General features: G+C 71.8%; 23 protein-coding genes. 11 read left to right on the top strand and 12 right to left on the bottom strand.

The features are described 5' to 3' along the window. Positions 1-17: 17 nt before the first annotated feature. The gene (locus tag ESZ52_RS17780; RefSeq protein ID WP_131106104.1) at positions 18-623 is read left to right on the top strand and encodes a CGNR zinc finger domain-containing protein; all 606 of its coding nucleotides are present in this window, start codon (positions 18-20) and stop codon (positions 621-623) included. Further along, positions 620-1,777, top strand: coding sequence for a trans-sulfuration enzyme family protein (locus ESZ52_RS17775; protein ID WP_131106103.1), 1,158 nt, complete (start codon positions 620-622; stop codon positions 1,775-1,777). Before ESZ52_RS17780 ends, ESZ52_RS17775 begins: the two co-directional genes overlap by 4 nt. On the opposite strand, the gene ESZ52_RS19395 is transcribed toward ESZ52_RS17775, so the two are convergent. From ESZ52_RS19395 to ESZ52_RS17760, 4 genes are all read right to left on the bottom strand, one after another. Beyond that, entirely contained in the window at positions 1,735-2,496 is a 762-nt protein-coding gene (locus tag ESZ52_RS19395) for a hypothetical protein (RefSeq protein WP_181009842.1), read from the bottom strand. The genes ESZ52_RS17775 and ESZ52_RS19395 overlap by 43 nt on opposite strands. Position 2,497: 1 nt before the next feature. Next, positions 2,498-2,755 (bottom strand): ribbon-helix-helix domain-containing protein, encoded by a 258-nt coding sequence (locus ESZ52_RS17770; RefSeq protein WP_131106102.1) that lies wholly within the window; start codon positions 2,753-2,755, stop codon positions 2,498-2,500. A gap of 234 nt (positions 2,756-2,989) precedes the next feature. Then, positions 2,990-3,304, bottom strand: a complete 315-nt coding sequence (locus ESZ52_RS17765; RefSeq protein WP_131106101.1) for a YciI family protein — start codon at positions 3,302-3,304, stop codon at positions 2,990-2,992. A 9-nt stretch (positions 3,305-3,313) separates the two neighbouring features. Continuing rightward, positions 3,314-4,207, bottom strand: a complete 894-nt coding sequence (locus tag ESZ52_RS17760; RefSeq protein WP_131106100.1) for a DsbA family protein — start codon at positions 4,205-4,207, stop codon at positions 3,314-3,316. A 193-nt stretch (positions 4,208-4,400) separates the two neighbouring features. Between ESZ52_RS17760 and ESZ52_RS17755 the strand changes: the two genes are divergently transcribed. Next, complete coding sequence (locus ESZ52_RS17755; RefSeq protein WP_131106099.1) at positions 4,401-5,087, top strand: 2'-5' RNA ligase family protein; 687 nt, start codon at positions 4,401-4,403, stop codon at positions 5,085-5,087. 135 nt (positions 5,088-5,222) lie between these two features. On the opposite strand, the gene ESZ52_RS17750 is transcribed toward ESZ52_RS17755, so the two are convergent. Further along, entirely contained in the window at positions 5,223-6,959 is a 1,737-nt protein-coding gene (locus ESZ52_RS17750; protein WP_181009841.1) for a metallophosphoesterase family protein, read from the bottom strand. A 75-nt stretch (positions 6,960-7,034) separates the two neighbouring features. Here ESZ52_RS17750 and ESZ52_RS17745 point away from each other — a divergent pair, with 75 nt between their 5' ends. Beyond that, on the top strand, positions 7,035-8,762 hold the full coding sequence (locus ESZ52_RS17745) for an FAD-binding dehydrogenase (protein ID WP_131106097.1): 1,728 nt from the start codon (positions 7,035-7,037) through the stop codon (positions 8,760-8,762). A gap of 86 nt (positions 8,763-8,848) precedes the next feature. Continuing rightward, on the top strand, positions 8,849-9,358 hold the full coding sequence (locus ESZ52_RS17740) for an NUDIX hydrolase (RefSeq protein WP_131106096.1): 510 nt from the start codon (positions 8,849-8,851) through the stop codon (positions 9,356-9,358). 35 nt (positions 9,359-9,393) lie between these two features. Here the strand turns inward: ESZ52_RS17740 and ESZ52_RS17735 are convergent, their stop codons facing one another. After that, positions 9,394-10,386 (bottom strand): NAD(P)H-quinone oxidoreductase, encoded by a 993-nt coding sequence (locus ESZ52_RS17735; protein WP_131106095.1) that lies wholly within the window; start codon positions 10,384-10,386, stop codon positions 9,394-9,396. Positions 10,387-10,648: 262 nt separating this feature from the next. Then, the gene (locus ESZ52_RS17730) at positions 10,649-12,025 is read right to left on the bottom strand and encodes a NupC/NupG family nucleoside CNT transporter (RefSeq protein WP_131106094.1); all 1,377 of its coding nucleotides are present in this window, start codon (positions 12,023-12,025) and stop codon (positions 10,649-10,651) included. Positions 12,026-12,121: 96 nt separating this feature from the next. Here ESZ52_RS17730 and ESZ52_RS17725 point away from each other — a divergent pair, with 96 nt between their 5' ends. Genes ESZ52_RS17725 through ESZ52_RS17710 form a run of 4 tightly spaced genes read left to right on the top strand, consistent with a single transcriptional unit; the run spans position 12,122 to position 15,348 of the window. After that, entirely contained in the window at positions 12,122-12,544 is a 423-nt protein-coding gene (locus tag ESZ52_RS17725) for a hypothetical protein (RefSeq protein WP_131106093.1), read from the top strand. A gap of 25 nt (positions 12,545-12,569) precedes the next feature. Continuing rightward, positions 12,570-12,884, top strand: coding sequence for a hypothetical protein (locus ESZ52_RS17720; RefSeq protein ID WP_131106092.1), 315 nt, complete (start codon positions 12,570-12,572; stop codon positions 12,882-12,884). Continuing rightward, a complete protein-coding gene (locus ESZ52_RS17715) occupies positions 12,884-14,830 on the top strand; it encodes a DNA/RNA non-specific endonuclease (RefSeq protein WP_131106091.1) in 1,947 nt (648 codons plus the stop codon). Before ESZ52_RS17720 ends, ESZ52_RS17715 begins: the two co-directional genes overlap by 1 nt. Before the next feature lie 11 nt (positions 14,831-14,841). Continuing rightward, positions 14,842-15,348 carry a hypothetical protein gene (locus tag ESZ52_RS17710; protein ID WP_131106090.1) on the top strand — a complete coding sequence of 169 codons (507 nt, stop codon included), beginning with the start codon at positions 14,842-14,844 and terminating at the stop codon, positions 15,346-15,348. A 1-nt stretch (position 15,349) separates the two neighbouring features. On the opposite strand, the gene ESZ52_RS17705 is transcribed toward ESZ52_RS17710, so the two are convergent. The 3 genes from ESZ52_RS17705 to ESZ52_RS17695 all read right to left on the bottom strand — a co-directional run bounded on the left by ESZ52_RS17705 (position 15,350) and on the right by ESZ52_RS17695 (position 19,770). Next, positions 15,350-16,114 carry an IclR family transcriptional regulator gene (locus ESZ52_RS17705; protein ID WP_131106089.1) on the bottom strand — a complete coding sequence of 255 codons (765 nt, stop codon included), beginning with the start codon at positions 16,112-16,114 and terminating at the stop codon, positions 15,350-15,352. Between the two features lie 167 nt (positions 16,115-16,281). Beyond that, positions 16,282-18,732 carry a glycogen/starch/alpha-glucan phosphorylase gene (locus ESZ52_RS17700; protein ID WP_238154391.1) on the bottom strand — a complete coding sequence of 817 codons (2,451 nt, stop codon included), beginning with the start codon at positions 18,730-18,732 and terminating at the stop codon, positions 16,282-16,284. A gap of 336 nt (positions 18,733-19,068) precedes the next feature. Beyond that, positions 19,069-19,770, bottom strand: coding sequence for an ASCH domain-containing protein (locus tag ESZ52_RS17695; protein ID WP_238154368.1), 702 nt, complete (start codon positions 19,768-19,770; stop codon positions 19,069-19,071). A 202-nt stretch (positions 19,771-19,972) separates the two neighbouring features. Here ESZ52_RS17695 and hutH point away from each other — a divergent pair, with 202 nt between their 5' ends. Continuing rightward, complete coding sequence (hutH, locus tag ESZ52_RS17690) at positions 19,973-21,553, top strand: histidine ammonia-lyase (protein WP_131106087.1); 1,581 nt, start codon at positions 19,973-19,975, stop codon at positions 21,551-21,553. A 296-nt stretch (positions 21,554-21,849) separates the two neighbouring features. On the opposite strand, the gene ESZ52_RS17685 is transcribed toward hutH, so the two are convergent. Both ESZ52_RS17685 and ESZ52_RS17680 read right to left on the bottom strand, forming a co-directional pair. Next, on the bottom strand, positions 21,850-22,431 hold the full coding sequence (locus tag ESZ52_RS17685) for a gluconokinase (protein ID WP_238154367.1): 582 nt from the start codon (positions 22,429-22,431) through the stop codon (positions 21,850-21,852). Further along, on the bottom strand, positions 22,428-23,843 hold the full coding sequence (locus tag ESZ52_RS17680; protein WP_131106086.1) for a GntP family permease: 1,416 nt from the start codon (positions 23,841-23,843) through the stop codon (positions 22,428-22,430). Before ESZ52_RS17680 ends, ESZ52_RS17685 begins: the two co-directional genes overlap by 4 nt. A 140-nt stretch (positions 23,844-23,983) precedes the next feature. Between ESZ52_RS17680 and ESZ52_RS17675 the strand changes: the two genes are divergently transcribed. Beyond that, positions 23,984-25,066 (top strand): NAD(P)-binding domain-containing protein, encoded by a 1,083-nt coding sequence (locus ESZ52_RS17675; protein ID WP_131106085.1) that lies wholly within the window; start codon positions 23,984-23,986, stop codon positions 25,064-25,066. The last annotated feature ends 3 nt before the right edge of the window (positions 25,067-25,069 follow it).

Here is a 25,069-nt window from a genome sequence, read left to right as displayed (position 1 = left end):
ACGGCTCAGGAGTCAAGATGCATTTCACTCATGACACAGCGCTGGCGCTCCAGGGTGCCGCGGCCCTGGTGAACACGGGCGTGCGTCGCGAGGGGGACGTGGACGAGCTGGCCACGGTGAGCGACCTGGAGGACTTCGTCCGCCGGTGGCGCTGGACCGGGCGTCGCACCCGGGACCGGGCCGAGCTCGACGAGGTGCGCGCCCTGCGGCCCCGGCTCGCGACCTTCTGGGAGGCGGATGAAGAAGGGGTGGCCGAGCTGGTCAACACGCTGCTCGCCGAGGCCCAGGCCCTGCCGCGGCTGGTCAACCACGACGACCTGGGCTGGCACCTGCACGCCACCCCGGACGACGCCCCGCTCGCCTCCCGGATGGCGGTCGAGGCGGCGATGGCCTTCGGTGACGTGCTGCGGGCCAACGAGCTGCGGCGGCTGCGCGTGTGCGAGGCCGACGACTGCCGCGACGTGCACGTGGACCTGTCCCGCAACCGGTCCCGGCGCTACTGCGGCACCACCTGCGGCAACCGGATGGCGGCTGCGGCATACCGGGAGCGGCAGGCGGCCCGGCCGACCGGTGACGGGGGTCCTGCCGACGGCTCGGGCGCCGCGATGGAGGATGAGGCATGACCAACGCCACCGACCACGAGCAGCTGACCGCCGCGACCAGGGCGGTGGCGCTCGGGCGACCGGAGCGGGCGCCCGGTGCCCCCGTCAACGTGCCGGTGGCGTTCACCTCGACCTACGTCGCGGACGGCGAGATCAACTATGCGCGCACCTCCAACCCGACCTGGGAGGCCCTCGAGGAGGTGCTGGGGTCGCTGGAGGGTGGCTCGGCCCGGGTTTTCGGCTCCGGCCTGGCCGCGGTGTCCGCGGTGATCTCCCTCGTCCCGATCGGCGGCGTCGTGGTCGCCCCGCAGCACGCCTACAACGGCACTACCGGCATCCTCGGTGAGCGGTCCGCCGCAGGTGCGCTGACCGTGCGGACGGTGCCGGCCGACGACGTCGAGGCCATCGTGACCGCGTGCGCGGGCGCTGACCTGCTGCTCCTGGAGAGCCCCACCAACCCGATGATGGAGGTGACCGACGTGCCCGCCGTCCTGCGGGAGCTCGCGGAGCGGTATGGCGATCGGCGTCCGGTGGTCGTGTGCGACAACACCTTCGCCACCCCGCTCGTCCAGCAGCCGCTGTCCTGGGGTGCGGACGCGGTCGTGCACTCGGCGACCAAGTACCTCGCCGGCCACTCCGACGTGCTCCTCGGCGCCGTCGTCGTCAGCCCGCAGCGGGCGGACCTGGCCGCGCGGCTGCATACCCACCGGACCCTGCACGGCGCGATCCCCGGTCCCATGGAGGCCTGGCTGGTGCTGCGTGGCATCCGCACCCTGTCGGTGCGGCTGGAGCGCGCCACCGCGTCGGCGCGGGAGATCGCGGAACGGTTGGGCGAGCACCCCGCGGTCGGTCGCGTGCGCTATCCCGGGTTCGGGGCGATGCTGTCGATCGAGGTGGGCAGCGAGGAGACGGCCGAGGCGGTCTGCGCCCGGACCCGGCTGTGGACGCACTCGACGTCGCTGGGCGGGGTCGAGTCGCAGATCGAGCGCCGCCGACGGCACCCCCTGGAGGTGCCCACCGTGCCCGTCGACCTCATCCGGCTCTCCGTCGGCATCGAGGACGTCGAGGACCTGTGGACCGACCTGGACCAGGCTCTGAGGTCTGGGGTTCCTGTGCCCGCCGCCCCGGCTGGTCAGGCGTCGGCGGCGACGGGGCCCGACGAGAGGTCCGTGTAACCGTAGAGGTCGGTCTGCCGCTCGTTGATCCAGATCCGCTTGCCTCCGTCGGGGTCGGCGACCTGGAGCGTGCGGCTGTAGGTCTCGTCGATCAGGAGGCAGTCGATGCCCTCCGCAGTCAGCAGCTGCTGGGCCTCCTCGACGTCGCCGTCCCACTCGAAGGACAGTTCGGTGCCGGTCTCGTCAGCGGCGTGGACGGCGGCCAGCCCTCCGCCGGGGTAGACAAGGTCCGTCCAGGTGCCGTTGTCCCCGACGAGGCGGGGTGTCGCGCCGAGGCCCTCGAGAACGCCCCGGATGAGGCCGGCGTCCTGGCCGTACCAGATCTGGAGGGTGGTGAGCTCGGGTCGCTCGGCGGCCCCCGTGCCCACTTCGACCGGCGTCGGGCGGTCGAGCCAGAGGAAGGTGCCGTCACCGGCCCGGACGACCCCGGCCGGGCCGTGATCACTCTCCTCCAGGGTGACCGGCACGCCTCTGGCGGCCGCGGCCTGGACCGCCTTGGTGAGCTCGGTCGGATCCTCGACGGCAAGCGTGGTGAAGCCTGCTGGCTGATCCTCGCTGGCGGCATGCAGCGCGACCCGGCCCCCGCCCAGCTGGTAGACGAGCCAGCCTGGATGCTCGCTGATGAGCGTGCCGCCGAGAGTCTTCAAGATCAGCTGCCAGCCAGGGATGTCCGCGGTGAAGCGGATGGGGCGGGGGGTGGGGCCGGTGAGGGTGCGCATGTCACTGCTCCTTGCTGGTCGTGGCGGTCGCGCTGGTGATGGTCGTGGTTGCCGGGTGCGGAGTGTTCGCGGTCGTCCTGGTGGTCGAGGTCGGGGTCGAGCCCAGGACGCGGTCGTTGTGGGTTGCGGTGGCGAGGTACTCCCGCAGGGCCCGCTCGACCAGAGCAGAGAGACTGACGCCCTCGTCGACCCCACGGTGCTTGACCGCCGTGATGAGCTCGCGAGGTAGGTAGACGTTGAACTGGGCTTTCTCGACCATACCTAGAATGCTAGCAATCTAGGCATGCAGTGACAACGGGCCGTGGTCACGGCGACCACGAGCGATGGGCACTCACCGAGTGCTGCGGCTGTGCACGCTATCCGGGGCTACGGCGTGCACAGGCACGTCATTCGACGACTCTGGGCCGCGTGGCTCGGCGACATCGGGGCCGTACGGCTCGGCGATTCTCGGTTACATAGCCCGGCACGACCCGAGGCCCAGGCCCAGCGCAGGTCAGAGCTCGTCGGCCAGAGCCTGGTCGAACCAGTGGCCCAGCACGGGGGTCCACTCGCGGATCGCGACCTGCTCGACCAGGCCCTGCTGCTGGAAGGGGTCCTCCCGCAGCAGCTCGACCAGCTCGGTGGCGCTGTCGCCGCGGAGGATGAGCATGGCGGCGTCCGGGGCCTCGTCGACGTCGGCGTAGGGGCCGGAGAGGAGCACGACGCCCTCCCGCGCGAGGGAGCCGAGGAACTCCCGGTGGGCAGGGCGGTGCTCGTCACGCGCCCGGGTGTCGTCGGAGTAGCTGTAGTGGACCGCGAACAGGCTCATGGCGCCAACCTACTGGGTGCTCTGCGCCGCCCGCTCGGCCTCGGCCGCGATGACCTGCTCGAAGTGCTGGATCGGGTAGGCACCCTGCACGACCTGGGTGTTGATGAGGAAGGTCGGGGTGGAGGTGACGCCGATGGAGCGCGCCTCGGCGGTGTCGGCCTGCACCGCGGCCAGGATCTCGGGGTCGTCCAGCGCGGTCTCGAAGGCCTCCAGGTCGGGCACGCCGACCTCCTCCGCGAGCGCGATGACGTCGTCGCGGCCGTACTCCGCCTGGCCCTCGGCGGAGAGCGCGAACAGGGCCGTCTGGTAGTCGTGCAGGTGGTCCTGCTCGGCCGCGGCGCGGGCTGCGACCGCCGCCAGCTGCGAGGCCTCCTCGAAGAGGACGAGGTCACGGAACTCGATGCGCAGCGTCCCCTCCTCGACCAGCGGGTCCAGGTCGGGGCGCGTCTGCGTGGCGAACTGGGCGCAGTACGGGCAGCGGTAGTCGGCGTACTCGATCATCACCACCGGCGCGTCGACGGCCCCGACCGCCATCGGGTCGTCGGCGTCCCGGCGCTGCAGCCCCAGCATGAACTCCTCGATCTCCGGCGGCGGGGTCTGCTCCACCGCGTCGGGGGCCGGAGCCTGCGCGGGTGGCTGCGCCGGGTCACCGGCGTCGGCGCCCTCCTGGCCCTGGCCCTGGGCCGGGTCGCCCGCCGCGCCAGCCTGGTCTTCGCTCTGCTCCGGCTGCGCCTCCTGCGTCGCGGCGGGGGCGTCGCCGGCGGTGTCGGACCCGCCGTCCCCCATCGCCAGCCAGGCGATGAAGGCGATGACCAGCGCCACGACGATCGCGGCCACGGCCCAGGCGATCGAGGCGGCCCTGGAGTCGTTGGCAGGCTGGCGGGCTCCGGTCGGGGTACTCACCGCTCCAGCCTCGCACACCCGCCTGGGCGCTCCGGCCGGCGGATGCGAGCGCCCGAGCCCCTTGGGCGACGTGCTCCTCGACGCGGAGGCACCCTCGACGCGGACGTACCCGTCGAGGCCGGGTCGGCACTGGGCGTGGGTTGGCATCGACGCCGGGTCGGCACTGGGCGTGGCTCGGCGCGACACTAGAAGTATGCGCGCTTTCGTGGCCGTCCTGCCCCCACCCGAGGTGATCGACCAGCTGACCAGCTTCCTGGAGCCGCGTCGCGACGCCCTCGCGGCCGCCGACACCTACCCCCGCTGGCGCTGGACGCGTCCGGAGCACTTCCATCTCACCCTGGCTTTCCTGCCAGAGCTGGACGAGTGGCGCGAGGAGTCGCTGGAGGAGGAGGGTATGCGGTGGGCCGCCCGCGCCACCCCGCTGACCCTGCGCCTGGCGGGGGCCGGCGCCTTCCCGGACCCCGGCGCCGCCAGGGTGCTGTGGGCGGCCGTCCGGGAGGAGCCGACGGAGCCTGAGGAGTCCGAGAAGTCTGGGGAGTCCGAGAACTCTGGGGAAGCGACGGGGCCTGCGGAGTCGGAGAAGTTGGAGGAGTCGGACGAGCGGGGGCAGTCGGGCCTTCGCGCCTGGGCCGCGGCGACGCGCGCCCTGGCCAGCAGGGCGGGCGCCCGTGTGGACGGCACGCGGTTCAGCCCGCATGTCACCGTCGCCCGGGTCGCCGGCCGCCCCGGGCCCGCCGGCCACCTGGTGCAGGCCCTGGACACGCTGCATACCGACGCGTGGACCGCGGACGAGGTGTGCCTCATCCGGTCGCACCTGGGACAGGGTCCCCGTGGCACTCCCCGCTACGAGGTGCTGCAGACCTGGCCGGTCGGCCACTGAGGACGCGGCTGCCACCCGCCGTGAGCTGTATGCCTACTTGTCTGCCGTTCTCGTGCTGAGTGCACGGATGTTTCGCGCGCGAAGCACGAAAAGGGTAGGTGAGACGGAGATCGGTCCCCGGATGGCCCGCCTCGATCAGGGCGTCGGCGCCTCGGTGACCTCGGACTCGTCGATCTCCGGCAGCCGCAGCGGAGGCAGCGTGGTCACCACGGCGTCGTCGGGCGGCGTCACCTCGATCGTCGTCGACTCCGGCTCCTCGGCGGTGCTCTCCTCCAGGAGAAGGGCCATGTCCTCGATCGGGCCGACGGTCACCCCGAGCTCGGCCGAGCACACCCGGCCCTCCTGGGGTGGTGAGGCCTCGATGGTGCGCCCGTTGACCATGCTGACGTCGTCGAACTGGGGCCGCCCGGAGACGAGGTTGCGGTAGCTGTAGCGGGTCAGCGTCCCGACCGAGCAGTCCTCGCTGAAGGTGAGGATGTCGAACCCTTGGGGCGCACCCTGGAGCTCGCCCGCGGTGTCGGGGTCCTCCTCGGCCGCCTCCCGCGCCTCCTCCGTCAGCGGCGGCAGCCGGAACTGGTTGACCAGCCCGCCACCGGTGAACGACCCCACCTGGATGTTCGCGCCGTCCAGGCCCGCGGCGTGCATGTGGCCGCTGATCGTCACCGCCCGAGGATCCACCCGGGTCGCGGCGTACGGCTGGTGGGTCAGGATGATGTCGGTCGGCGGCAGGCCCTCCACCCGCTCCCGGTAGGCCGCGGCCAGGTCTGCCTGGTCGGCGCCGAAGTCGTCGCTGCGCTGGTTGAAGTAGCGCGTGTCGTTGAACCCGCTGATCTGCACCCCGCCCACGGTGATCAGCTGCAGCTCGCCCGGGGTCGGCTCGGCCAGCACCACGTTGGGCACCTGGCTCAGGCGGCGCAGCAGCCGCTCGTCGGTGGCCGAGACGGCGTCGTGGTTGCCGCGCACGAAGATGTACGGCACGCCGAGGCTCTCGATGCCGTCGTAGATCCCGGTGAGGTTGCCCTCCTCGGGCGTGCCGAAGTTGACCAGGTCACCGGCGTCGATAACCGCGTCGATCTGCTGCGTCTGCACGATCTCGCGCATCAAGGGGTAGTGGTTCATCCCGTGCAGGTCGCTGACCAGCAGCAGCCGCACCGTCGGCTCCTCCATCGCGGCCGGGCTGAACTCCGCCCGCATCGCCGAGGACAGCGCCAGCAGGTTGGTGACGTAGACCGCGCCCTGGTCGGCCTTGCGGTCCAGCCCGGCCAGGATGTCGGTGTTGCTCTCCACCAGCGACAGCAGGCTCGTCGTGCGGAACTCCTGCACGTTGTCGGTCCGGTAGGTCAGGTATGCCGTCGCGCCGGGCAGGAGCAGCGCCAGCGCAGTGGCCACCGCGGAGGACACCAGGGCCCGCGCCAGGCGCGCCGGGCGGGAGACGGCATACGTGAACAGGACCAGGACGGTGGTGATCAGCGCGCCGAGCGCGAACTTCCACGCGACCTCCTGCACGGCGAGGTCGATGGCACCCCGCAGCTCCTCCTGCGTCGGCTGCAGGTCGGCGGTGCGCAGCTGCCCCTGCCGCAGCAGCTCGGTGACGCTCTCCCGGATCTGCACCTGACCGACGAGGCCGGGCGCGGGCAGCGAGCCGTCGAAGGTGACCTCCATGTCCCCCAGCGCGGTCGGCAGCAGGACCGTGGAGTCGAGGCGTGGCTGGACGGAGAGCTGGGCGGCGAAGTAGTCGGTCTGCGTGTGCACCGGGAAGAAGTGCGTCGCGGTGACCCCGCCGAGGAAAGCGACCACGGTGAGGAGAGCCACGACGACGCCGCGTCGCAGCCCGGTGACGACGCTGGCAGGGATGCGCTCACGGGTGCTCATCGCAGCGTCAGGGTAACCCCTGCGACCGACGGGCATGCAGCGAGCCACGTGCGCGGCTCGCGCTAGCCTCCCTCCATGGACGAGCAGGGTGGCCGGACGCGGGCCGACGTGGTCGTGGTGGGTGCCGGGCTGGCGGGGCTGGTCGCGACCAGCGAGCTGGTGGCCGCCGGGAAGCGCGTGCTGCTGGTCGACCAGGAGTCGACGGAGCACCTCGGGGGTCAGGCGTACTGGAGCTTCGGCGGGCTCTTCCTCGTCGACAGCCCCGAGCAGCGGCGGATGCGCATCCACGACTCGCCGGAGCTGGCGTGGTCGGACTGGCAGGGCAGCGCGGGCTTCGACCGGACCACCGCCGAGCCTGAGCCGGACGAGGCGGCCCTCAGCAGCGCCGGCCTCGGCGAGGACCACTGGGGGAGGCGCTGGGCGCAGGCCTACGTCGCCTGGGCCGCGGGGGAGAAGCGGGCGTGGCTGCACGACAAGGGCGTCCGGTTCTTCCCCGTCGTGGGCTGGGCCGAGCGCGGTGACGGCACGGCGACCGGCCACGGCAACTCGGTCCCGCGCTTCCACATCACCTGGGGCACCGGTCCCGGCCTCGTCGAGCCGTTCGAACGCGAGGTGCGCGCCGGCGTGGAGTCGGGGCTGGTGCAGCTGCGCGGCCGGCACCGGGTGACCGAGCTGGTCACCACGGACGGCGCGGTCACCGGCGTGCGCTGCGAGGTGCTCGCCCACGACCCGGTGGATCGAGGTATGCCGTCCTCCCGCGAGGTGGTCGGCCAGGTGGAGCTCGTGGCCCAGGCGGTGATCGTCACCAGCGGCGGCATCGGTGCCAACGAGGAGCTGGTCCGGCAGTTCTGGCCCGAGCGGCTGGGCACACCCCCGCGGCACATGGTCACCGGCGTCCCGGCCTACGTCGACGGCTCGATGCTGGAGCCGCTGGTCGGTGCCGGGGCGCGGCTGGTCAACCGGGATCGGATGTGGCACTACGTCGAGGGCCTGCCCAACCACTCGCCGGTGTGGCCCGGCCACGGCATCCGCATCCTGCCCGGGCCCAGCTCCCTGTGGCTGGACGCGACGGGGCAACGGCTGCCCGCGCCATACCTGCCGGGTTTTGACACCCTGGGCACCCTGGCGCACCTGCGACGCAGCGCGCCCGAGCACGACCACAGCTGGTTCGTGGCGTCGCACACGGTGCTGGGGAAGGAGTACGCGCTGTCCGGCTCCGAGCAGAACCCCGACCTGACCGGCCGTAGCGTGCGACAGGTGCTGGGGCGGGTCACCACCGACGTCCCGGGCCCGCTGCAGGCCTTCGTGGAGCACGGCGCGGACGTGGTGCAGGCGCCGACCGTCGAGCAGCTGGTCGCGAAGATGAACGCCCTGGTCGGCGAGGACCTGCTCGACCCCGTCGCGGTGCGCGAGCTGGTGCAGGCGCGCGACCGCGAGCTGGACAACCCGTACGGCAAGGACGTCCAGGTCGCGCTCGTCCGTGCTGCCCGCCGCTCGCTGGGCGACAGGCTGATCCGGACCGCGGCGCCGCACCGTTTCCTCGACCCCGGCCACGGCCCGCTCGTCGCGCTGCGGCTGCGCGTGCTCACCCGCAAGACCCTCGGCGGCGTGCAGACCGACCTCGACAGCCGGGCCCTGGATGCTGCCGGTCAGCCGATTCCCGGTCTGTATGCCGCGGGCGAGGTCGCCGGGTTCGGCGGGGGCGGTGTGCACGGCTACCGGTCGCTGGAGGGCACCTTCCTCGGCGGCTGCCTGTTCTCCGGCCGCGCCGCGGGCCGGGCCGCAGCCCGGGCCCTCGGCTGACGGACCACCCCACCCCCGACCGGCGACAGGGTGTGGCCCCGCGGTCTCGCGGCTCCGGGCACGGACCGGTGTGGTTGGCTGGGCGTATGGACCTGTCCACCGTGCGGCGCAAGCTGAGCACCGCTGCGCTGGTCGCCTTCCGGGTGACCCCTGGGCCGCTCAAGCGGGCCGCGGTCCGGACGGTCGCGCCGACCTACCGGGTGGGCGCGGTATGCGTCATCGAGCACGAGGAGGATTTCCTCGTGCTGTGGCAGCCGCACCGGCGCGGGTGGAGCCTGCCCGGTGGGTTGCTGGGCCGCGGTGAGTCGCCGGAGGAGGCTGTCCGCCGCGAGGTGCGCGAGGAGGTCGGGCTCGACATCGACCCCGGGGAGCCGGTCACGGTGCGCTTCGACCCCCAGGAGCGGGGCATCGACGTGGTCTTCCGGGTCCGGCTGGAGCGCCGGCCGGAGCTGAACCTGTCGACCGAAGCCCGGAAGGCCCGCTGGACCTCACGCAAGGAGCTGGGCAAGGCCGACCGTGACACCCGGGGGATCCTCGACGTGTTGAGGTCGGCGGACGAGCAGCCGCGGGAGGGCCGGCTGCTCAGCTCTGACTGACGTCGGGCGGGCCGAGCCGGGTGCGGCCTGGTCGCTCAGCGCTGGCTGACGTCCAGCAGAATCTTGCCGATGTGGCCCGAGGCCTCCATCTCACGGTGCGCCTCGGCGGCGTCCTCGAGGGGGTGGCGCGACTGGATGAGCGGCCGGACCCGACCGTCCTCGATCATCGGCCAGACGTGCTCGCGCACCTGGGCGACGATCTCGGCCTTGGCCTCGACCGAGCGGGATCGCAACGAGGTGGCGATGACCCGGCCGCGCTTGGTCAGCAGGGCGCCCAGGTCCAGCTCGCCCGCACGGCCACCCAGCAGACCGATGACGACCAGCCGGCCGTCCTTCGCCAGCGTCTTGACGTTGCGGGGCAGGTACTTCGCGCCGACGACGTCGAGGATCACGTCCGCACCTCGGCCGTCCGTGGCGTCCTTGACCACCTCCACGAAGTCCTCCTCGCGGTAGTTGACCAGGATGTCCGCGCCCAGCTCCTGGCAGGCCGCGAGCTTGTCGGCGGACCCGGCCGTGACCGCCACCCGGGCCCCGATCTCCCGGGCCAGCTGGATGGCCATCGTGCCGATCCCGCTCGACCCGCCGTGCAGCAGCACCGTCTCACCCTCGCGCAGACCGGCTTCCATGACCAGGTTGCTCCAGACCGTGCACACCACCTCCGGCAGCGCCGCGGCGTCGGCGAGCTCGACCCCGGTGGGGACCGGCAGGAGCTGACCGACGGGGACGGCGACCGACTCGGCATACCCGCCGCCGGACAGCAGGGCGCACACCTCGTCGCCGACCGACCAGCCGGACGACTCGGTGCCCGGGCCGAGCTCGGCGACCCGGCCGCTGACCTCCAGCCCCGGCAGGTCCGACTCACCGGGCGGCGGCGGGTAGAAGCCCTTGCGCTGCATGACGTCCGCGCGGTTCACCCCCGCAGCGACCACCTCGACCAGGACCTCGCCCTGGCGGAGCTCGGGAGCAGGAACGTCAGCGATGACGAGGGCGTCGGCCTCGCCAGGCTCGGAGATGGTGATCGCACGCATGCCTCCAACCTAACGCCGCCCCCGACAGAGCACGCCATACGGCCCGACAGGACACGTCACATGGCCCCACAGAGCACGCGATACGGCCCGACAGGACACGCCGGAGGCCCGCTGCCTGTCCCCTGATGGGCCCTTCGGCGTGTTCTGTTGAGCCTTTCGGCGTGTTCTGTTGGGCTCTTCGCCGTGCTCTGTCGGGCCTTTTCCCGTGTTCTGTCGGGGGAGGGGGGTCAGCTGATGAGGATGCCGGCGATCGTGGCGCTCATCAGCTGATGAGGATGCCGGCGATCGTGGCGCTCATCAGGTTGGCCAGGGTGGCGGCGGCGATGGCGCGCAGGCCGAGCTCGGCGATCTCGCCGCGACGGTCCTTGACCAGACCGCCCAGCCCGCCGAGCAGGATGCCGAGCGAGCCCAGGTTGGCGAAGCCGGTCAGGGCGAACGTGATGATCGCGCCGGTGCGAGGGCTGAACTCCTCGATGATCGGCGCGAAGTTGCTGAACGCCACGAACTCGTTGACCACGACCTTCTGCCCGACGAAGCTCCCGGCGCCGGCCGCCTCGGACCAGGGCACACCGATCATCGTCATGATCGGCGCGAAGACGTAACCCAGGATCTGCTCGAAGGTCAGGTCCGGGTTGCCGAACCAGCCCCCGACCGTCCCCAGGATGAGGTTGACCAGCGCGATCAGCGAGATGAAGGCCAGCAGCATCGCGCCGATGGTCAGCGCCAGCCGCAGCCCGTCCGCGGCGCCCGAGGCGGCCGCGTCGATCACGTTGCGGTGTCCCTCCTCGCTCGGCTCGTCCCCCTCAAGGAGGTCGTCGTCGTCTCCCTCCGAGGTATGCGGTGCCTCACCCGCGCCTGCGGCACTCGCCCCACCCTCTCCGCCCGCGGCCGACCCCTTTCCCGCCCCGACCTTCGCCCGTTCGCCGCGTCCCCTGCGCTTCTTCGCGCCGGCGAAGTCCGGGTCGTCGGAGTCCCGGTCCTCGAGCCGCTCCGGCAAAACGATCTTGGCCATCAGCAGCGCGCCGGGCGCGGCCATGAAGGAGGCGGCGATGAGGTACTCCAGCGGCGCACCCAGCAGGGAGTAGCCCACCAGCACCGACCCGGCCACGGTCGACAGACCGCCGACCATGACGGCGAACAGCCCCGAGCGGGTCAGACCCTTGAGGTAGGGCCGGATGACCAGGGGCGCCTCGGTCTGGCCGACGAAGACGTTGGCCGCGGCGTTGACCGACTCGGCCCGCCGTGTGCCCAGGGCCCAGCCCAGCGCCCCGCCCAGCTTCTCGACGACGAACTGCAGGATCCCGAAGTGGTAGAGCACGGCAGTCAGGGAGCCGAAGAAGATGATGACCGGCAGCACCTGGAAGGCGAAGGTGAACTGGACCCCCTCCCCGCCGAGCACCCCGCCGAAGACGAAGTCGATGCCCGCGCCGGAGGAGTCGATGATCGCCTGCACCCCGCGGGAGGCGAACTCGAGCGCCCGCTGCCCCGCCGGCCAGTAGAGCACGATCACCCCGAAGCCGGCCTGGATCGTCAGCGCCGCCAGCACCGTGCGCCACCGGATCGCCCTGCGGTTCTCCGACAGCAGCCAGGCCAGCACGAGCAGGCCGACCATGCCACCCAGGCCCCACAGCGCATACATTCGGCGAGGTTAGCGGAGGCTGACGGCCCGCGCTGGTCGTGCGGACCCATTAGGCTCCGGTCTGGGCAGGACATCTTCGACCTGGGAGGGGCAACGATGGAGGCGACCGCGCAGCAGGAGCAGGTGCGGGCGATCGCGGAGCGGTTCGTCCAGCTCGCGCCGGAGGGCTGGGCCCGCCTGGTGGGCAACTGGGAGGCGACGGTCGTCGACGGCGAGGTGAGCCTCAACTGGGTCACCCTGGGGGTCGTGGACCTGGGTGACCGCTGGGGCGCGGGCCAGTTCGGCTTCGACGAGCAGCTCTACGACCTCGTCGCCGAGCTCAACGAGGGTATGGCGCAGGCCGGCGAGCGCTGGACCGTGCTGGATCTCGAGGTGGACCGGGACGGGGCCTTCCGCACGCGGTTCGGCTACGGCCCGCCCACGCGCACGCTGGGCCGCCCCGACGAGGAGTCCCTCGGCCGGTTCGAGAAGTACCTGGACACCTGGATCGCCGAGCACGGCCCAGTGCCGGGGCGCTGACCGGGGCGCACGAGGAGGAGGCTGCATGGCAGGCGGGGACGAGGTCACGATGGTGCCCAACAGCTACCGGTCGGCGATCACCAGCGCCCGGGCGGCGGCGGCGCCACCGGCCGAGGAGATCAAGGAGGCCCTTGACAAGGCGCACAGGGCCTTCGAGGGCGGGTGCTGGCTGAGCACCACCGCCGACGACTTCGGGGTCGCGCTGGCCGAGCACCGCAGGACGCTGGGCCGTGTCCGGGAGGACGCGCTGGCCGAGTTCGACGACGCGGTCGCGCGGCAGCCCGAGCTGGTGGAGTCGACCGACTGGCGGGTCAACTGGCTGCGGATGGGGCCACGCTGATGGCCCTCTGCTCCATCCACATACCCGGCTTCATCGACCTGGTCGCGGGCATCGAGCAGGTGCGTCTGGACCTGGCCGGCGACCGGTCCGCGGTGTCCGGGCGGCTGCAGCACGTGCTGCTGCCCACCGGCTCGCTGATGCCGGTCGACACCGTGCTCGGCTGGGCCGACGGAGAGATCATGGGGCTGCACCGGCGGCTCGCGATGGCCCTGCAGATCGAGGCCTCCACGCCGGGCCAGCAGCTCTATGCGCAGTTCGACGAGAACGACCTGTCGACGAAGTCCCGGGCCCAGGTGGAGGCGGACGCCCGGCGGGTCGCCGACTTCGTGAACGAGGGCGGGGGTGAGATCCCGCAGGAGATCCTGGACCTGCTGCGCGAGGGGCGCAACGACCCCTACTTCGCCCAGGCCCTCGCCGGGCAGGTCGACCTGGAGCAGCTGGCGGGCACCCTGCGCAACGCAGCCATCCGTCCGGACCTGGCCCACAGCACTGACCCGGCCGCGGAGCATGCGCGCTGGCAGACCGACTACGAGGAGCTGCTCGACGGCCTCGGGCAGACCCTCGGGCTGGCCTCCCGCGGGACCGGGGACGTCGCACCCCCGCACGGCTGGGACCAGCGCTGGATCGAGGCCATCACCGCGATGGACAACCCCGGCCAGGCCTCGAACCTTGCGGCGGTCGTCTCCCGCGGCACCTGGTCCACGGACTTCACGGTGGGCCTGGTGCAGGCGATCTACGACCTGGAGACCGGCGACCGGGGCATGAGGGGTATGTGGCAGATGGACGCCTACCCCATGGGCACCTACCTCGGCGCCACGCTGCCGGACGGCACCCAGGCCTACGACCCGCTCGCACTGGTCCTGCAGGCCGCGGCGCGCAACCCCGAGGCCGGGATGCGGATCTTCCAGGAGTCCGGCACGACGACGGTGACCGCTGAGGGTGAGGACCGCTCCGTCAGCGCCTTCATGGACTACCTGATCTCCCAGCGCCGGTGGCCCGTCGACGACGGACAGGCCGCCGGCGAGATGATCCTCGGGGCCGCCACGCCCTACGAGGGCGGTTCGGTCTACTCCGCCCAGGTGGCTGATGATGCCTACTGGGCGTCCGAGGCGTTCAAGGAGGAGGTCGCCTCCCGCCGGGACGACGCACCGTGGTGGTCCAGCGCCGGCCACATCGTGCTCGACGTCCTCGGCATGGTCCCCGGGATCGGTGAGCTGGCCGACGGGGTCAACGCGGTCTGGTACTTCGCCGAGGGCAATGTCATCGACGGCTCGCTGTCCATGGTGGCGCTGGTCCCGCTGGGCGGTCAGGCGGCGACCGCGGGCAAGTGGGGGCGGCGCGTCCTCACCGCCGACGAGGCCGCGGCGGTGCTGCGCAACCTCGACAACGTCCCGCTCAACCAGCTGGACGACTCGGTGCAGCTGCTGGCCCGGGGCGACAACATCGGCCCGGGGGTCTTCCGGTTCGACAGCATGGCCGACTTCAACGCGGCGGCGAACCGGGCCCACCCCAATGTCCGCTACGAGTACAACGACATGTTCTGGCGCACCGACGAGGCCGGCAGGACCGCCGAGGTCGGTGGTCAGCTGAGCCTGAACCCCGGGGGCCGGGACGCGCGGCTGCAGGGCGAGATCGGGCGCGGGCCGGACGCCCTGGACAGCGACGTCGGCTTCCACCTCATCGCCGACTCCCTCGGCGGGCCGACCAACCGGCTCAACGTGCTGCCCGGCAACGGCCGGCCCATCGACGACGGCCTGGCCAACCTCAACCAGGGCGCCTACGCCAGGATGGAGAATGTGCTGCGCGGTGCCCTGCAGGGAGGTAGCGAGGTCCGCTTCAACCTGCGCACGGTCTACCCCGAGGGCATCACGACCCGACCCGACCGGTTCGTCGTCGAGGCCTGGATCGACGGGCGCCCCAGACAATGGGTCTTCGACAACAAGTAGGAGTGTCACCGATGGCCGAGATCAACGACGCCGACGTCGAGGAATACGTCAACGAGATCACCAAGACCCAGCCGGACTGGATCCGTCTCGTGGCCTGGACCGGTCGGCTGGCAGAGCCGGACGGCCGCCCGGCGGGTTCCTCCACGACGGTGCACCGCATCGTCGTGCACGAGGGCGCGGGACCGCGGGCTGAGTACGGCAGCACGATGGATGCGTACGACGCCTTCCGTCGCATGGAGCTGGCGCTGGAGGACGTGGACTGGAGCGAGCTGCGCCTCGTCGCAGACCGTGATGGCCAGCGTGACTTCCAGGTGTTGACGGATCTGCCGTTGAGGCCGGAGGAGGACTCGGGGAGCGATCCCTACTGGGACCAGGTGCACGACTACCTTGAGCTCAACCGGGCCGAGGTCGAGGCGCTGGTCGAGCGGCTGCGGGCCAGCGGCGACCTGCCCGGGGAGGCAGCCCCTGCGGAGCCCCGTCGCAGCGGCGTCCTGGCCTACTTCCGCCGCGACGGCTGACTCAGCCCCGGTGCCCCAGCCGCACCGAGATCTCGGCCGCGCAGGCGCGGACGAGCACGGCCAACTGCGCGCGGGCTGCGTCGTCGACACCCTCGAGCGGATAGGTGACGGCCACGGCAGCGTCCGGGTGCCCGGTGTGGTCGAGCACCGCGGCTCCGACCGAGGCGAGGCCGGGCGTCACCTGGCCGTCCTCCACGGCATACCCCCGCTGGCGGGTGGCGGACAGCTCCCGCCGCAGCTGCGACAGCGAGGTGGGCCCGACCCCGTGCCGCTGGACGAAGGCGTCCACGGAGGGGAACAGCGCCCTGACCTGCGCGGGTGGGAGGGCAGCGAGGAGCGCCAGCCCGCTCGCGGTGAGCGAGGCGGGCAGCCGGACCCCGACGTCGGTGACGAGCGAGGGCCGACCGGCCACCCGTTCCTCGACGACGTAGAGCACGTCCCGGCCGTGCAGGACGGCCAGGTGCGCGCTGTGGCCGGCCGCGTCCGCCAGCCGGGACAGCCGCGGCCGGGCGATCCGCTCCAGCGGCGCCTGCCGGGTGTAGGCGAAGCCCAGCTCGAAGGCCGCGACCCCGAGCCCGTAGCGCCGCTCCTCGGGCAGGTGGACGGCATACCCCTGCTCGACCAGGACCGCCAGCAGGTGGTAGGTCGAGGAGCGCGGCAGCCCGAGGTCACGGGCGATCGCCGCCGCCGACACCGGCGTGGGCCGCCGGGCCAGCAGCGTGAGGATGGCCAGCGCGTGCGCGGCGGCTGGGGCGTTGGTCGCCATGGCGGCAGGGTATGCGGTCGCTCGGGGGGCTCCACCCCCCGAGTACCACCCGGACACGGCTGGCCGGTGTGCCCGTGTCTGCCAGACAAGGGGTCGTGAGCAGACCGTGTCGCCGGTGGCGAGCAGACCGTGTCGCCGGTGGCGAGCAGACCGTGTCGCCGGTCGGGTCAGGCGTGCCAGATCTTGTCGAGGTAGTCGCGCATCGAGCGGTCGGAGGAGAAGAACCCGCAGCGGGCGACGTTGAGGATCGCCATCCTGCTCCACGCGTCCTGGTCGGCGTAGGCCGCCTCCACCCGGTCCTGGGCGGCCAGGTAGGCCTGGAAGTCGGCCAGGGCCATGAACGGGTCGTGGTGCAGCAGGTTGTCCACGACCGCCGAGGCCGAGTGCCGGCTGCCGTTGGTGAAGTGGCCGCTGCCGATGAGGTCCAGCGTGGCGCGCAGCACCGGGTCCTGCTGGTAGTAGCTGCTGGGCACGTAGCCTGACCTGCGCAGCGCCTCGACCTCCGGCTCGGAGAGCCCGAAGAGGAAGAAGTTGTCGTCGCCGACCAGCTGGCGGATCTCCACGTTGGCGCCGTCGTCGGTGCCGATCGTCAGCGCCCCGTTGAGCGCGAACTTCATGTTGCCGGTGCCCGACGCCTCCTTGCCGGCGAGCGAGATCTGCTCGGACAGGTCGGCGGCGGGGATGATCTTCTCGGCCAGGTTGACGTTGTAGTTCGCCGGGAAGAGGACCTTGAGCCGGCCCTGCATGACCGGGTCGTCGTTGACGACCGCGGCGACGTGGTTGATCAGCGCGATGGTCTCCTTGGCCAGGTGGTAGCCGGGGGCGGCCTTGGCGCCGAAGAGCACGGTGCGCGGGGTGACCTGGTCGATCGACAGGCGGCCGGAGCGCACGCCCTCGTAGAGCGAGACGACGTGCAGCAGCTTCAGCGACTGGCGCTTGTACTCGTGCAGCCGCTTGACCATGACGTCGACCATGTGGTCCTGCTCCAGCACCAGGCCGTCGCGGCCCTGGAGCACCTGGGCCAGGCGGTCCTTGTTGGCGGCCTTGACCTCCCGGAACTGCTGGCGGAAGCCGGCGTCGTCGGCCAGCGGCTCCAGGCCGCGCAGCAGGTCGAGGTCGGTGACCCACTCCTCGGTGCCCAGCGCCTCGGTGATCAGACCGGACAGGCGGCGGTTGGCGAGCCGGACGAACCGGCGCGGGGTGATGCCGTTGGTGACATTGGTGAACTTGTCCGGCCACAGCTCGGCGAAGTCGGGCAGGACGTTGTCCCGCAGCAGCTCGGAGTGCAGGGCGGCCACGCCGTTCACCTTGACCGAGGCCACGGTCGCCAGGAAGGCCATCCGCACCGAGCGCTGGGGGTGCTCGGCGATGATCGACATGCGGCGCACCCGCCACTCGTCGTCCGGGAAGGCCTCGCGCACCTGCGCCAGGAACTCCTCGTTGATCCGGTAGATGATCTCCAGGTGCCGCGGCAGCATGCGGCCCAGCAGCTCCACCGGCCACACCTCCAGCGCCTCGGGCAGCAGGGTGTGGCAGGTGTAGGCGAAGCACTTCTGGGTGATGGCCCACGCCTCGTCCCAGTCGAAGCCCTTCTCGTCGACGAGGAGCCGCATCAGCTCGGGCACCGCGATGACCGGGTGGGTGTCGTTGAGCTGGAAGATGATCCGCTTGGGCAGGTTCTGCAGGTCGAAGTCGCCCGGCAGGGTGTTCTCGATGAAGTCGTGCAGCGAGCAGGCGACGAAGAAGTACTGCTGCTGCAGGCGCAGCTCCTTGCCCTGCGGGGTGGAGTCGTCGGGGTAGAGGACCTTGGAGATGTTCTCGGCGAAGGTCTGGGCGCGTGCGGCCCGGGCGTAGTCACCGGAGTTGAAGACCTGCAGGTCGAAGCCCTCGTGCGCCTCCGAGCTCCACAGCCGCAGGGTGTTGACCACGCCGTTGCGGTAGCCGGGGACCATGTAGTGGTAGGGCACGCCGCGGACCTGCCACTCCGGGGTCCAGCGGCAGCGGGTCCGCCCCTGCTCGTCGGCATACTCCTCGGTCGTCCCGCCGAAGCCGACGGTGACCGCCCGCTCGGGGTGCGGGAACTCCCACGGTGAGCCGAGCCGCAGCCACGGGTCCGGGTGCTCGACCTGGCGGCCGTCCTCGAAGGACTGCCGGAAGATGCCGTACTCGTAGCGGATGCCGTAGCCGATGGTCGGCACGTCCATCGTGGCCAGCGAGTCGACGAAGCAGGCCGCGAGCCGGCCCAGGCCGCCGTTGCCGAGCCCGGGCTCGATCTCCTGGGCGCGCAGCTCGGCGATGTCGATGCCGCACTCGTGCATGGCCTGCTCGGCGATCGAGATGAGGTTGGTGGACAGCAGCGCATTGCCCAGCTGACGCCCGAGCAGGTACTCCGCCGAGAGGTAGGCGACCATCTTGGTCGGGTTCTTGCGGCGCCGGTGGCCGGTCTCCAGCCAGGCGGCCATGAGGTAGGACCGCACGGTGCGCGCCAGCGCGAGGTACTGGTCGTTGATCGTCGACTGCGAGAGCTTGACGCCCTGGCCGTAGTTGAGCTCGGTGAGGAACTCCTGCACGAAGCCGTCGACGGTCACCGGCGGCGACTTGACCGGCCCGGTCGCCAGCTCGTGGCTGGCCGGGAAGCTCGGGCCGCGGCGGTTGGGCTCGGCGGCGGGCAGCTCGTCGGAGAACGAGGGGATGGTCTCGAAGGTGTCGGTCACAGGAGGGCCTCGCTCGGGGGTACAACGGTCGTGGGTCAGGACGAAGGCACCGTTGCCCACACCCCAGGGTACGCCGCGTCAAGGGTCGTTTCGGCCAGCGTGCCCGTCCGGGATGGGGTATGCGGTCCGGTTACCCCAGAGTATGCCGCCAGGTCGGTGCGTGGCGAGGAGGTGCGGGTGGCGGCGTGGTGAGGAGTGGCGGGAGACTGCTCTTGATACGTCCGCGTGCAGGGCGTGCGGTCAGGCCAGGCCGTTGCGGCGAGCCGCGCGGCGTGCCTCGGCCGGCACGAGCACCTCGAAGCGCTCCAGCACCACCATGGTGTCCTCGTCGACGCGCTCGCCGGTGGCCGAGCTGCGGTGGAAGAACTCCTGGTGGGCGCGCCGCCAGTGGGCGAGCGAGCTGTCACCCTCACCCTCGCGCCGGGCGTGCTCGTCGGTGACGTCGCCGAAGCGCACAACCTGCACGTCGGTGGTCCGGATCAGCGCTCTCGGCCGGCCCGAGCCGTCGAGCAGGATGGACAGCAGCCCAGGCTCCGGGAGTGCCAGGTCGAGGTCGGTGTCGACGAGCAGGTCGCCCTCCGCGGCGCCCGGCAGGTCGTCCTGCGCCCGGGCCAGCTCGCGGGCCTCCTCCTCGTAGTCCCGCAACGCGCTCGCAGTGGCGGTCTTCTGCCCCTTGAGCACCATGTCCAGCAGGTCGTCGGCCAGGCGCGGGTCGTCCCCGAAGGACCAGGCCGGGGGCGGCACCGTGTCGCTGATGCCGGGACCGGTGTAGACCTCGATCGGGTTGAGCCGGGCCCGGATGCGGGCGTCGGCCCAGAAGGCGGCGATGGCGGCGGCCTGGGGGTCGTGGGTCCCGCCGGCGTTGTGGCTGGAGCCGTTGTGGTTGGACGCGTTGTGGCTGGACCCGTGGGCGTCGTCAAAGGCGCGGTCGGCTGGAGGCACGGGCCCAGCGTAGGCGCTAGCCCGGCCGACCTGCCGATGGACGGCTCCTGCCCCGTGGTCCACGACGAAGATGCGTCGGCCGCTGCCCACGGCATACCTCGGAAATCCGTCTGGCATCCGAGACGGCCGCACGGGGGAGGGGGTGCCACGCCCGGGGCGGGTGCGGTGGAATGTGGCCATGAGCCGTCTTCCCCTGTCAGGCATGCCCACCGAGGTCGTCATCGACGTCGGCCCGCTGAGCCCGCTCGAGGTCGTCGCGGTGGCGCGACACGGTGCGCGCGTGCGCCTGTCCGTGGCCGCGCTGGAGGCGATCGGGCAGACCCGCCGCATCATCGACGGTCTCGCCGACGACACCGAGGCGCACTACGGGATCTCGACGGGGTTCGGGGCGCTGGCGACGACCAGCATCCCGCTCGAGAAGCGCGCCCAGCTGCAGCGCAGTCTGATCCGCAGCCACGCCGCCGGCTCCGGCTCGGAGGTCGAGCGGGAGGTCGTCCGGGCCCTGATGCTGTTGCGCCTGTCGACCCTCGCGACCGGGCGGACCGGGGTCCGCGTGGAGACCGCCCAGGCGTACGCCGACCTGCTGAACGCGGGGATCACCCCTGTCGTCCGCGAGCACGGCTCGCTCGGCTGCTCGGGCGACCTCGCCCCGCTGGCCCACTGCGCGCTCGCGGTGATGGGGGAGGGGACGGTCCGTGTCGGCGCCCCGGCGGGCGCCGACGACTGGGCAGAGCAGGAGCCGGGGCTGCTGCCGGCCGCGGAGGCCCTGGCCAGCGCCGGGATCGCCCCCGTCGAGCTGGCCGAGAAGGAAGGGCTGGCGCTGATCAACGGCACCGACGGGATGCTCGGCATGCTGCTGCTCGCGCTGCACGACCTCGACACCCTGCTCGCCACGGCCGACGTCGCGGCTGCGATGAGCGTGGAGGGTCAGCTCGGCACGGACGACGTCTTCGCCGCCGACCTGCAGGAGCTACGACCCCACCCCGGGCAGGGCGCCAGTGCCGCCAACCTCCGCGCCGTGATGGCTGGCAGCCCGATCCGTGACAGCCACCGTGACCCGACCGCCTGCACCCGGGTCCAGGACGCCTATTCCCTGCGCTGCTCCCCGCAGGTCCACGGCTCTGCCCGCGACACCTGCGACCACGCCCGCCTCGTCGCCTCCCGCGAGCTGGCCTCCGCCATCGACAACCCGGTCGTCACCCTCGATGGCCGGGTCGAGTCCAACGGCAACTTCCACGGCGCCCCCGTCGCCCACGTCCTCGACTTCCTCGCGGTGGTGGTGGCGGACGTCGCGGGCATCTCCGAGCGGCGCACCGACCGCTTCCTCGACGTCGCCCGCAACCACGGCCTGCCGCCCTTCCTCGCCGACGACCCCGGCACCGACAGCGGGCTGATGATCGCGCAGTACACCCAGGCCGCCATCGTCTCCGAGCTCAAGCGCCTGGCCACCCCGGCCAGCGTGGACTCGATCCCGTCCTCGGCCATGCAGGAGGATCACGTGAGTATGGGGTGGGGCGCCGCACGCAAGCTGCGCCGCGCCGTGGACGGGCTGGCTCGCGTGCTGGCCGTCGAGGTCCTCACCGCCGCCCGAGCGCTCGACCTGCGCGCCCCGCTGACCCCGGCAGCCGCGACCGGAGCCGTGGTGACGTTGCTGCGCGAGAACGGAGTCGCCGGCCCCGGCCCGGACCGCCACCTGTCCCCGGAGATCGAGACGACCGTGGACCTCGTCCTCGACGGCCGCGTCCGCGCCGCCGCCGAGTCAGCCACCGGCCCCCTCCACTGACAGGACACGTCAAAGGGCCCCACAGGACACGCAAGAGGGCCCCACAGGACACGGGAGAGGGCGGATCAGGACACGCGATAAGGCCGATCAGGACACGCCAAAGGGCTGATCAGGACACGCCGAAGAGCCCCACAGAACACGTGCAGCTTGCTTCCTGAGCCCGGTCGCGTGTTCTGAAGGGCTCTTCTACGTGTTCTGTTGCGCCTTCCTACGTGTTCTGTAGGGCCTTACCGCGTGTTCTGAAGGGCCCTTCCACGTGTTCTGTCGGGATGGGGAGGGGATGGGGATGGGGGCGGTCAGGGGCGCCAGGTCGGCCCGATGTCCCGTTCGCCCTGCGTCTGAGGCTGCAGGCCGACCGAGGCCAGGGCCGCGAGGGAGCGTACGACCACCTCGTAAGGCGGGTTCCGGACGTCGATCTTCACGCCGAGCTCGTCGTCCTGCAGTGGCTCGAGGGTCTCGAACTGGGACTTCAGCAGGGAGGGCGGCATGAAGTGGCCCTTCCGCTCCGACATGCGCTGGTCCAGGACCTCGTAGTCGGTGTGCAGGTGGACGAAGAACAGCTCCTCGACGCCTTCGCGCAGCCAGTCGCGGTAGATCCGCTTCAGGCTGGAGCAGGCGATGACGCCGGTCTGGCCCTCGACGTCGAGCCGGGCGATCTCCGCCGAGAGCGACTTCAGCCAGGGTCGGCGGTCGTCGTCGTCGAGGGGCTCTCCGGCGGCCATCTTGTCGATGTTCGCCTGGGGATGGAAGGAGTCTCCCTCGACGAGCATCCCGGGCAGGTGGTCCGCGATGGCGTCGGCCACGGTCGACTTGCCGGTGCCGGAGACACCCATGACCACGACGTGGCGCGGGGTGGGTGTGCGTGGCGTGGTCGTCACAGCACCACCCACAACAGCGCGGCGATGAGGAAGATCGCCACACCCAGCGTCGTCTCCAGGACGGTCCACGTCTTCAGCGTCGTCTTCACGTCCATCCCGAAGAACCGCCCGACCAGCCAGAAGCCGGAGTCGTTGACGTGCGACAGGACGGTGGCGCCGGCTGCGATCGCGAACACCAGCAGGGCGACGTGGACGTCGCCCAGTCCCTCCGCGATGACGGAGGCCGAGATCAGCCCGGCGGTCGTGGTGATCGCCACCGTGGCCGAGCCCTGCGCCACGCGCAGCGCGGTCGCGATGAGGAAGGCCTGCACGATCAGCGGCAGACCCAGATCGCCCAGCGACTCGGTCAGGGCCTGGCCGATGCCGCTGGCCCGCAGCACCCCGCCGAACATGCCACCGGCACCGGTGATGAGGATGATGGCGGCGATCGAGCCGAGCGCGTCGTCGAACAGTCCGCTGGCCTTGGACATGCTGAAGCGGCCGGGGGCCAGCAGGATCAGCGCCACGATCACGGTGATCAGCAGCGCGACCGAGGTCTGGCCGATGAGCACCAGGAAGTCGGCCCACACGGCGTCCTCCGCGACCACGCCGTCCGTCTGCAGGGTGCTGACGCCGGTGTTCAGGGCGATGAGCAGGAAGGGCAGGAGCAGGATCAGCAGCACCGTCCCGAAAGGCGGCGCTTCCTTGCGCACCCCGCGGCGCTCGGCCTCGTCGTCGGCGTCCGCGTCCACGCCGCCGTTCTCCTTGCCGAAGAGCAGGTCGGGGACGGAGACGTGGAAGCGGTTGCCCAGCCACTGGGACACGAGGTGGGCGCCGATGAACCACCCGACGATCGCGACCGGGACGCCCAGCAGCAGGGTGATCCCGATGTTGCCCTCCATGAGGTCGGCCGCCGCGACCGGTCCGGGGTGGGGCGGCACGATGGCGTGCATCGCCGCGAACGCACCGGCGGTGGGCAGGCCGTACTTGAGGACGGACCCGCCGAACCGTCGGGCGACGGTGAAGATGATCGGCAGGAAGACGACCAGACCGGCGTCGAAGAAGATCGGGAAGCCGAAGATGAGGGCCGCCACCCCGAGGGCCAGCGGGGCTCGCTTCTCCCCAAACCGGTTGATGAGGGTGTCGGCGAGCACCTGCGCCCCACCGGTGTGCTCCAGCAGCCGCCCGAGCATCACGCCGAAGGCGACCAGCAGGGCCACCGACCCCAGCGTGGTGCTGAAGCCGCTCATCAGGGCCCCGGGCACGTCACCCAGCGGGATCCCGGCCGCGACGGCGGTCAGCACGCTCACCAGGACCAGGGCGATGAAGGCGTGCAGCTTGACCTTCATGATGAGGAAGAGCAGGAGAGCCACGGCTGCGGCCGCGATGAGCAGCAGCACCCCGGCTCCGTAGGCTGGTTCGATGGCTTCCATGCGCGCTCCTTCGCGTGAGGGGATCGCCCGACCAAGCCGGCGCGACCAGGTCAGCGCGACCTGCCGTCACCGTAGCCTGACCACACGACCCGGCGCAGCAGGGACGGAAGTCAGGCCGGCCATCTCACGTTGGACCTGAGGTGCAGACCTACGACAGCATCGTGATCGGCGCCGGTCAGGCGGGCCTGTCCACGGCATACCACCTCACGCGGTTGGGGGTCGACCCGTTCGTGGTGCTCGACGCCAACGAGACCGCGGGCGGCGCGTGGCAGCACCGGTGGGACACGCTGACGATGTCGGACGTCCACGGGGTCTCGGACCTGCCGGGGGAGGAGCTGCCCGGGCACGACGAGCGGGCGCGGGCCAACGAGGTCGTGCCCGGCTACTTCGCCGACTACGAGCAGCGCCACGGGCTGCCGGTCGAGCGGCCGGTCGTGGTCACCGCGGTCGAGCCCGTCGACGACGACCCTGCCGGGCTGCTGCGGGTACGGGCCGAGGACGGGGACCGGCTCACCCGCACGGTCGTCAACGCCACCGGCACCTGGGACAGCCCGTTCGTCCCCTCCTACCCGGGGATGGGCGAGTTCGAAGGACGTCAGCTGCATACCGTGCAGTGGACCGGCCCGGACGACTTCGCCGGTCAGCGGGTGGTGGTCGTGGGCGGTGGCGCGTCGGCCGTGCAGATCCTGGGCGAGCTGGCCCCGGTCGCGGAGACGGTCTGGGTCACCCGGAGGGAGCCGGTATGGCGTACCTCCGAGTTCACCCTCGACGCGGGCCGGAAGGCGGTCGCCCTGGTGGAGGAGCGGGTGGCACAGGGGCTGCCGCCGCGCAGCGTCGTGGACGTCACGGGGCTCATCCTGCGGCCGCAGGAGGAGCGGGCACGGCAGCTGGGCGCCTACGAGCGGCGGCCGATGTTCGAGCGGGTCGAACCGCGCGGGGTGCGCTGGGCCGACGGGACGGTGGAGCAGGTGGACGCGATCGTCTGGGCGACGGGTTTTCGGCAGAGCGTGGATCATCTGGGCCCGCTCGGGCTGCGCAGTCCGCACGGCGGGATCCAGCTGCTCGCGCCGTTCGACCGGCACACCTACACGACCGCCGCGCTGGACCACCGGGTCAACCTGGTCGGCTACGGCCCGTCCGCCTCGACGATCGGCGCCAACCGGGCGGGCCGCGTCGCAGCCCGGGCCACGCAGAAGTGGCTGGCCGAGCACCCGTCGAGGTGAGGG

Source organism: Ornithinimicrobium sufpigmenti (assembly GCF_004322775.1).
Lineage (GTDB): Bacteria > Actinomycetota > Actinomycetes > Actinomycetales > Dermatophilaceae > Ornithinicoccus > Ornithinicoccus sufpigmenti.
The sequence above is the reverse complement of the archived record's forward strand: the minus strand, read 5'-3'. Positions and strand labels throughout refer to the sequence as shown.